Annotated in this window: 8 protein-coding genes; 7 read left to right on the plus strand and 1 reads right to left on the minus strand. The window is 45.8% G+C overall.

What is annotated here, in order from left to right; all coding sequences use genetic code 11:
* Positions 1-156 precede the first annotated feature (156 nt).
* The 5 genes from HP401_RS29075 to HP401_RS29095 all read left to right on the plus strand — a co-directional run bounded on the left by HP401_RS29075 (position 157) and on the right by HP401_RS29095 (position 4120).
* On the plus strand, positions 157-561 hold the full coding sequence (locus HP401_RS29075; RefSeq protein ID WP_173607571.1) for an Rv0361 family membrane protein: 405 nt from the start codon (positions 157-159) through the stop codon (positions 559-561).
* A 69-nt stretch (positions 562-630) separates the two neighbouring features.
* Positions 631-1092, plus strand: coding sequence for a hypothetical protein (locus tag HP401_RS29080; RefSeq protein ID WP_173607572.1), 462 nt, complete (start codon positions 631-633; stop codon positions 1090-1092).
* On the plus strand, positions 1068-1889 hold the full coding sequence (locus HP401_RS29085; protein WP_173607573.1) for a hypothetical protein: 822 nt from the start codon (positions 1068-1070) through the stop codon (positions 1887-1889). Before HP401_RS29080 ends, HP401_RS29085 begins: the two co-directional genes overlap by 25 nt.
* A gap of 199 nt (positions 1890-2088) precedes the next feature.
* Positions 2089-2661, plus strand: coding sequence for an RNA polymerase sigma factor (locus HP401_RS29090; RefSeq protein WP_173607574.1), 573 nt, complete (start codon positions 2089-2091; stop codon positions 2659-2661).
* Positions 2654-4120, plus strand: a complete 1467-nt coding sequence (locus tag HP401_RS29095; protein ID WP_173607575.1) for a DUF4179 domain-containing protein — start codon at positions 2654-2656, stop codon at positions 4118-4120. The genes HP401_RS29090 and HP401_RS29095 overlap by 8 nt, the downstream gene beginning before the upstream one ends.
* A gap of 38 nt (positions 4121-4158) precedes the next feature.
* Here HP401_RS29095 and HP401_RS29100 read toward each other — a convergent pair whose 3' ends face one another.
* Entirely contained in the window at positions 4159-5442 is a 1284-nt protein-coding gene (locus HP401_RS29100; protein WP_173607576.1) for an HAD family hydrolase, read from the minus strand.
* A gap of 292 nt (positions 5443-5734) precedes the next feature.
* On the opposite strand from HP401_RS29100, the gene HP401_RS29105 reads away from it, so the two are divergent.
* Positions 5735-6679 (plus strand): aminopeptidase, encoded by a 945-nt coding sequence (locus HP401_RS29105; RefSeq protein WP_173607577.1) that lies wholly within the window; start codon positions 5735-5737, stop codon positions 6677-6679.
* A gap of 82 nt (positions 6680-6761) precedes the next feature.
* Entirely contained in the window at positions 6762-8210 is a 1449-nt protein-coding gene (gene cls, locus HP401_RS29110) for a cardiolipin synthase (protein WP_173607578.1), read from the plus strand.
* Positions 8211-8336: the final 126 nt, after the last annotated feature.

Below are 8336 nucleotides of genomic sequence, written 5' to 3' on the forward strand. Positions count from 1 at the left end.
ATATCGTGAGCAGGGCCCATCCGCCAAATGCGGATTTACAATGATAAGCGGTGTAAACGGCTTTCGGTGGCAGTGGTTCTTTAGTATCATTTATTGAACTGGCAAAATATGTAATTATATACAGATAAACAGTTTAAATGATTGGGAGGTAAGAGCATGAAAAAGTCTGCTAAAGTTGCTGCAATTCTACTACTTGGAGCTGTTGTGGTTACTGGCGGTATTTGGACTTCCAACACTTACGCTTCGGTTAATGAGGAAAATGAAGTAAAAGAAATGGTTCAAATCTATTTGGAAGCTCTTGAGAACGGTGACACTCCAACTATGGTTGAATACACAATTGATGAGCGCTTTGATAATGATAAAGATAAGCAGAAAGTGTACGAAAGTTTTGGTACTCAAAAGATGGATATAGATATGGATTCCGTATCGGTAGAAAAGATTGAAGATGAAAAAATGAGTGTTACGTTTCATTATTCGAATGAACATGTTTCGGAAGATATAACTCTTCCAGTTGTTAAAGAAAATGATCAATGGAAAGTAGTAATTGAAAATACAAGATAGTACAACAGCAATCTCTGAACGAGTTTCCGAAGCAGATTGGCATGAATAAAAACACGTGGAGGTAACAGGATGAAAAAAAGAAATGTATTTATTCTGGGTCTTGTTCTCTCTGGTGCGGTTTTCGCTGGCAGTAATCTAAATACAAGTGAAGATATTGAGCAATACAAAAAAGGAAATCACTTGGTAGCTCTTCATTCATTGGGAATCGAAGTAAATTCAGATGAACTGGCACCTATGCAAGTTTTGACTGACGAAAATGGGAAAGAGTGGCTTTATAACAGATTCTCCAAAAGAGCCCCACTAATGGATAAAATAATAGATGAACGTTCTGTAGACGTGAAGGATGCATTCATTGAAGTTCAGGACGAGATCATGCAGAAATATACCAAAAAAGGAGATACCCTTCCGGTTATTCTTTTGGATGAAAATTTAACAGAAGGCTATTTCGCGTTCAATAGACAAGATGGGGAAACCTTGTCTTTCAAAATCAAGTATGACAATGGGGCATGGGGATACGAGTTGGAAAAATAATATCGAAGTTGCTTCTAGTAAGCCATGTACCTCTACTATTGATTTATCATTGGGTTGAAAGGGGAGTACTAACGATTAGTATTGAAAATTTTAATTCTACGAAAAAAATAACACTAGCTACAATTGGTTTTATAACAATTGCAGGACTTGCTGTTTATTATATAGGTGACTTGAAAAAACAGCCTTTCCTTTATTCCAGTGATTCAGATTATAGAATCGTTTCTGGTGAGGCATCGTTTAGGGAGACATTCACTAACGTGGAGGGTTTGGCTGAAAATGCAGATATCATTGCCGAAGCTGAGGTTATTTCTCAAGTATATCACCCTGAATATGAATACCTTACTGTATATACAGTCTCTGAATTAAAATTAACGAAAGTCTATAAAGGTGATGTAGAGATAGATGATACAGTATCTGTACTGGAAACTGGAGGGGAATTCGATGAAAGAGAGGTGACCAAATATTTCTCAGGAAAGCGAGGATTTGAATTGAATGATGATCTTGGTGATCCTAGAATAATAACGGTAGGGATTGCAGGAAGTATTCCTATGAAAGAAGGAAATACATATTTTGTTTTCTTAACAGAAGATGACGATGACATCTATAACATAGTAGGGTCCGTTCAAGGAAAGATAAAAATTAATAGCGAGAACACTCTGGTTTCACAAGTTTCTCCAGAGACAATAGATCAGCATGGTGATCTTTATTTCCTCCCAGAAAATTATTCAGGGCAGAATATTTCTGAACTTAGAAACGAAGTTGAACACCTTATTGCAAGATCATTACGAAGTAGATAGAAAAAGGAGATCACGGATAATTACAAAGGAAGCCGGGAGCCTAGGTGCTCCCTATTTTCGTTGTAATGGCATAGCGGAGCATACTTTCTGTTCAGGGGACGGGTTTTTCCATGTTTCATATTTTTTCGACTACGTAACGTGAACCAAACTCCGCGTTCTTGTGAATATACAGTAGAGAAAAACGAGGGGAGGAAACGCTGTGGATGAGTGGGAGTTGATTGCCAAATGTCAAGAGAACGAGCCTGAGGCCTTTGAACAATTGGTCAAGCCCTATCTGGCGATGGCATACCGGACAGCGTATTTGATCATTCATGACAAGCATCTGGCACAGGACGCCGTTCAGGAAGGGCTCATCGAAGCGTATCAGCACATAGACCGACTCGATCAAAAACGGGGAATGGCCTTTCGCAATTGGCTGTACCGGATCATTACGTTTCGGGCTCTGAATATGGTACGCAAGCAGAAGCCTGTGGTGGAATACGAAGAGATGATCCCGGAAGAAGCGACGACGCCGTTGGACAACGTGATCCAGCGAGAGGAGCGGCGGCAAATATGGCAGGCGATTCGCTGCATGAAGGCGGAGCATCGCGCGGTCATTATTCTTTACTATTACGAGGGCTTCAGCGTGTCGGAGATCGCCAAAATTACGGGTTCCTTTGAGGGGACGGTCAAATCACGTATGCACAAGGCTAGGAAGCTGATCGCACAACAATTGGACAAGGATTGCAAACGATCTGATTTTTTGCGGGAAGGGGCAATGACGCATGACTAACGAGGAGCGGCAAATCCAAGAGACGCTTAGGAAAGTAGCGGGAGCTGTCGAGACGCCGGATTTTCAAATGCCAGGTAAGAATCACATAGTGCAAGTGAGAAGACGCTCAGTTTTCCGAAGCAAAAAATGGACATCCATCGGCATCGCTTCCGCTGTCGTACTAGGGCTGCTCGGAACCATGCAAGTGTCCCCAACGTTTGCGGCCTATGTCAAATCGATCTTTGCACAAGGTGTGTTCAATGACGAAGGACTGCAACAGGCGGCGAGACAAGGCTTCTCTGAAACATCGAATGTTTCTGTTACCGATCAAGGGATCACCTTGGAGGTAAAGGAAATCATTGCTGATCCGGTGCAGGTAATAGTAGCTTTAATGATTAAACAGTCGGATGGTAAACAGCTCGGCCCTGAATGGAAGACAGCAAGTAACTCTCAATCCAATGCCGTTGAATTGCTGGATGCCAAAGGGGCGGTCATCTCTGACGATGGGGGAACAAGCTTTGAAGACAATGTCGGATTCATCCGGTTTATCCTTGGTAAAAAAGGACAGGAGCCCCTTCCGAAAACGTTGTCGATTCATTTTGATAAAATCGGTGATAGAAAAGGAAACTGGAAGCTGCAAGTTCCGGTCACGATGGCAAAAACAACGGCCGCAACGACTGTGCTGCCTGTCAATCAAACGCAAGTGACGAAGCATGGATTGAAGATGACCTTGCACCAGATCGTCAACACGCCAACGACAACCCGAATTGAGCTGGAAACACAGTGGACAGAGGCGGCCAAAAAACAGCTGGAACAAGAAGCGAAAAAGCTAACCGGAAAGACGACGGACCCCGATTATGCTCCATTTCTGCCGTATCAGCAGTACAAGCTGGGATATTATTACGAGGGAGCAGATGGCAGCAAGGGGAAGGAATGGCTCATAGAACGATCACATGCCATTGATCGCTATGGGCATTTCCGCTGGATCATGGACGACGATCCGTTGCCAAAAGGCAAAGCAGCGACGCTTGTCATAAACAGCTTCCACAAGGCAATACCGTATGATATGAGTGTCACCTTCCGTCCAGATGAGTTGAACAAGAAGCCCGTAATCAAACAAGTGGGAGAAGATATCTTCACAGTGAAAGGCATCAAGCTGGCAAAAGATGAGTTTTCGGAAAAACAGCAAATAGAAATGGAGGTTGAGGTACTATCCAAAGATATTTCAGAAATTTATTTGCCTTGGTGGGTAGCCCAAGATGGGCAGGGAACCACTTACCGTGCTAGAAGGAGTACTCAATCCACAGGACCTGCTGACCAGTCAGGGCGCGAGCGAGTAACGTACAAATTTTTGATAGTGGACAGCAAAAGCTGGGAAGAAGACGAAATCGACAAGCTCCCGGAGAAGCTTACACTACGACTAGATGCCGTACAGAAAAAATATCCATTCGAGTGGCGAATTCCGGTTACCCATCCATAAAGATAAAACCGCCCCGTACAAAGGGCGGTTTTTCCTGTTTATTTCGCGACCAACTGCGGCTCTTTCTGCCCAAGTCGGATCGTGGCTTCGCTCGGAATCCACATGCCTGTGTTCTCGTCACGTCCTTGCAGGACTACCGTCGGGTTGGCCTTACCCATCTGTTCAGCACCTTTGGTAATTTGCTGCCCAATTTTGCCGCCCTTGACGCGGTTCACGACGAGCGCGAGCTTTACGCTGTCGAGTTCAGTCATCATCTCGAAATCACCGTTGCTATCTCCTGCGATGAAGATAGGGCCATGACCATACTTTTTCACCAATACATTCTGGATCACTTCCGTCTTGCCGTGGCCTACCGTGATCGGGTAGTCAGGCTGGTACACATTTGTGATCCGTCCGTTTTCTGTTTTCAGACGCATGCCGATGATGTTCTCCGCTGGGAGATTGTAGCCATATTTCGGGAGAGTAGCGAAAACACGAACAACATCCTCCAAGGAGGCACTCACGACATATACGTCGATGCCATTGGCACGCAGTGTGTTCATCAGGTTTGCTACTTCGGAAGTCAGGCGCAAGCCCGTGGTATGAGAGGCTTTCACCACGCCTGCTTTGCCTGCCAACGATTTCGGGCTCGTCCAGGTTACTTTTTCAATTGCCATACCCAGGCCAAGATCATTGGATGCTTCCGCCAACTGTTGCACTTCTTCCACTGTCATGTTCGTGAAGAGGTAGAGGATCCACGGATAACCAATCGAGGTGCTGTGTGTATCGTTGATCGCTTCATACAAGAAAAACAGCTTGGCTTTGAAATCTGCGAATTGCTCTGTTGCTGTCACTTCCTCCAGCGACTTCGTTCCTTTAAGACCTTGATAATTTTGATATAAGTACTTGTAGTCTGCTACGAGATCAGTCGCGATGGCATCGAGTGTGACAGGTTTGCCGTCGACATTTTTATACGAATCGGAAAACGGTCCTTCTGGTACATTCGTGCGGATAACCTTCCCGAATTCTTCTGGTGTGAGCTTGTAAGCCAAATGGTTGATCTGGTAAACAAGTAGAGCTTCCTCTGTGTCATGCATAATGCTCGTATTGTCCCAGTCAAAAACGGCATACGGTTTCTTTTTGGCATTGTAGGAGGCACTCTTGATGCCGTTTTTCTCAATCAATTCGTGGACGGCTTGATAAGTCGCAGGTGCCCATTTCCCCTTGTCGAGCATCTGCACGTTGGTGTCCTTGGCCAATGCTGGCATCTGCATCGCGAGTAGAGCGACGATCATCAGCATGGTCAGCCACCACGTTTTGGGTTGTGTTTTTCTGTGTGACATGTTGTCATCCCCTTCTTCTTTTTCTCGATCCCTCAAATGAAAACGTTATCATTTTTTCAAAAGAAAAAGGTCTTCCCCACGCCTATGGATAAAGCGCGGGTAGAAGACCTCATTGTCTTAAGCGTTTTCATTTGTATTCTAATCATACTAAATTTAACAGCAAAAGCAAGAAGATTCCGATAAACAGGAAAAGGGCAGGACTAACGATCCAATCTAGCGAAGACAGAAGAGTTTGCAAGAAAAAAGTGGATATAATCTAACCATAAGATAGATGAAAAGGAATGATTCTGACATGACGTTGATAGAATCCAGCAAAGCCATTTTGATGAATTGCTTGGCATTACAAGCGAATGAGACGTTTCTAGTGGTAGCCGACGAGCGGAAGCGGGATATCGGTGAGGCGATCTGGGAAGCCGGTAAACAGCTTGGGGCAGAAGCAATGCTGATGGTCATGAAGGAGCGGGAAAAGTCCGGTCAAGAGCCTCCTGCGGCTGTTGCAGCGGCGATGAAGAGCGCAGATGTGGTCGTATGTGTGACCCAGCACTCTTTGACGCATACAAAAGCACGCAAAGAAGCAGCAGCAAATGGTACGAGACTGGCTACCATGCCAGCTATTACGGAAGACATGTTCCTTGCGGGAGCGATTTCCGCTGACTATACACAAGTAAAGGCACTCACCGAGCGCGTGACCGAGATGCTGACGCGGGCAAGTACCGTGCGAATCGAAAAAGCGGGTAAGTCACTGACGTTTTCCATCGCCGATCGCAATGGGGTGCCGAGTACAGGCATGTACGTCAACCCTGGAGAATCGGGCAACTTGCCTTCTGGGGAAGCGTATATCGCTCCACTGGAAGGGACAGCAGAGGGACAAATCCTCGTCGATGGCTCTATCGCGGGTATCGGAAAAATCGATTCGCCCCTGCTGCTGACGGTCCAAAATGGTCGGATCACAGAGGCAGAAGGAACATCGGCTGAACGCCTCCTGCAAATGCTTGGAGACCAAGGCGGGCGGATGCTGGGTGAATTCGGAATCGGAACAAATGATAAGGCGCGTATTACGGGAGTTGTGCTGGAGGACGAGAAGGTGTACGGAACGATTCACGTAGCCTTTGGTAGCAACAACACGTTTGGCGGGACGATTGTCGCGGGGGTACATATCGATCTGGTTGTCAAAGAGCCGGATGTGTATTTGGACGACAAATGTATCATGAAGAACGGAAAACTATTGGCAACATAGGATAAACTAGATGGATAGGAAGGATGAATCCCGATAGCAAATGTTGTAATATGGGAGGAATCCTAGAGCTGGATGTGGTGTGATGGCATTGTCTGAAAAGATAATTGCGATAGTAACAATAGGTAACCTGATTTTGGGTGCCGTTCTTATTTTCATGGAGAGGCGAAACATTGCGGCAACCTGGGCCTGGTTGATGGTTTTGCTGTTTTTGCCGGGCATCGGTTTTATTATTTACCTGATTTTTGGACATAAGCTGAGCAAGAAAAAGCTGTATCGGCTCAAGGAAGGGGAGTTTTCCCATTTTCGAGCTGCGGTTGATAGACAAAAGCAGTTGCTTGCCCATGGTGAACTACAAGTGAACGACCCGGAAATGGAGAAACACCGCGACATGATTTTCATGAACGTGGTAAGTGATGGAGCGTATTATACGCAGGATAATACCATTCAGGTTTTTAAGGAAGGCCATAGTCTGTTCGAGCTCATGTTCAAACAGATGGAGGAAGCACGGGAGCATATACATTTGCTCTACTACATTTTGAACGACGATGATTTAGGGAAACAGCTCATTCAACTGTTGACGAAGAAGGCACAGGAGGGCGTTGAGGTTCGATTGCTCTACGACGCGGTAGGCTCCTCTGGTGTCTCATCCCGATTTTTGCGCCCATTGGTAGAAGCGGGGGGAGAAGTCGCCTCCTTTTTCCCGGCGAAGATTCCATTCCTAAACTTTCGGGTCAACTTCAGGAATCATCGCAAGCTGACGATTATTGATGGCAAGATCGGCTACATTGGAGGCTTCAACATCGGGGATGAATACTTGGGCAAGGATAAGAAGCTGGGGTATTGGCGTGACACCCATTTGCTGATTGAGGGAAGAGCGGTATACATGCTGCAAGCACGCTTTTTCCTGGACTGGAATTTGTCTGCACCGAAAAGAATGCATGAGTCACTCGCGTATTTTCCGGAGCTTCATGAGGCCGAGGGCACGATTGGCGTTCAGATCGTATCGAGTGGGCCCAACTCGGAAAAAGAGCAAATCAAGCATGCCTTTTTGAAGATGATTTACAAGGCACGGAAGAAGATTTACTTGCAGACTCCTTATTTCGTTCCCGATGAAAGTATGCTGACCGCACTGAAAATGGCGGCAATGTCTGGGGTAGATGTGCGGGTGATGGTCCCGGGAAGGCCAGATCATTTGTTGGTATTCTGGGCGACCCACTCTTATCTCGGCGATTTGTTAAAGAGCGGTGTGCGCTGCTTCCTCTACGAAAAAGGCTTCATGCACGCCAAAGCCATTGTGGTCGATACCCAGTTGTCGTCTGTGGGAACGGCCAATGTCGATATTCGCAGCTTCAAGCTGAATTTCGAGACGAATGCGTTTATGTACGACTCGCAGATGGCAAAGGAGCTGGAGGAACTGTTCGTCTCCGATTTGGTTGATTGCCGGGAAATGACATTGGGAGAGTATGTGAACCGACCACTGCGTTTGCGCTTGCTGGAATCGTTGGCACGTCTGTTGTCTCCGCTTTTATAATAGCTGGACTGGAAAGCAAAAGAGGACCTGTTAGCCTATGTGAACAAACACGGGCTGGCAGGTCCTTTCTGTTTACCTTTTATGTGGTTCCGAATGTAACAATTTTAAAGGTATCGATGAACCAAT

Source organism: Brevibacillus sp. HB2.2 (assembly GCF_013284275.1).
In the GTDB taxonomy this organism is placed as follows: domain Bacteria; phylum Bacillota; class Bacilli; order Brevibacillales; family Brevibacillaceae; genus Brevibacillus; species Brevibacillus brevis_D.

Coding starts and splice junctions, on each gene's coding strand:
- HP401_RS29080 (WP_173607572.1), top strand. CDS start 631: ATGAAAAAAAGAAATGTATTTATTCTGGGTCTTGTTCTCTCTGGTGCG.
- HP401_RS29105 (WP_173607577.1), top strand. CDS start 5,735: ATGACGTTGATAGAATCCAGCAAAGCCATTTTGATGAATTGCTTGGCA.
- HP401_RS29095 (WP_173607575.1), top strand. CDS start 2,654: ATGACTAACGAGGAGCGGCAAATCCAAGAGACGCTTAGGAAAGTAGCG.
- HP401_RS29100 (WP_173607576.1), bottom strand. CDS start 5,442: ATGTCACACAGAAAAACACAACCCAAAACGTGGTGGCTGACCATGCTG.
- HP401_RS29085 (WP_173607573.1), top strand. CDS start 1,068: ATGGGGATACGAGTTGGAAAAATAATATCGAAGTTGCTTCTAGTAAGC.
- cls (WP_173607578.1), top strand. CDS start 6,762: ATGGCATTGTCTGAAAAGATAATTGCGATAGTAACAATAGGTAACCTG.
- HP401_RS29075 (WP_173607571.1), top strand. CDS start 157: ATGAAAAAGTCTGCTAAAGTTGCTGCAATTCTACTACTTGGAGCTGTT.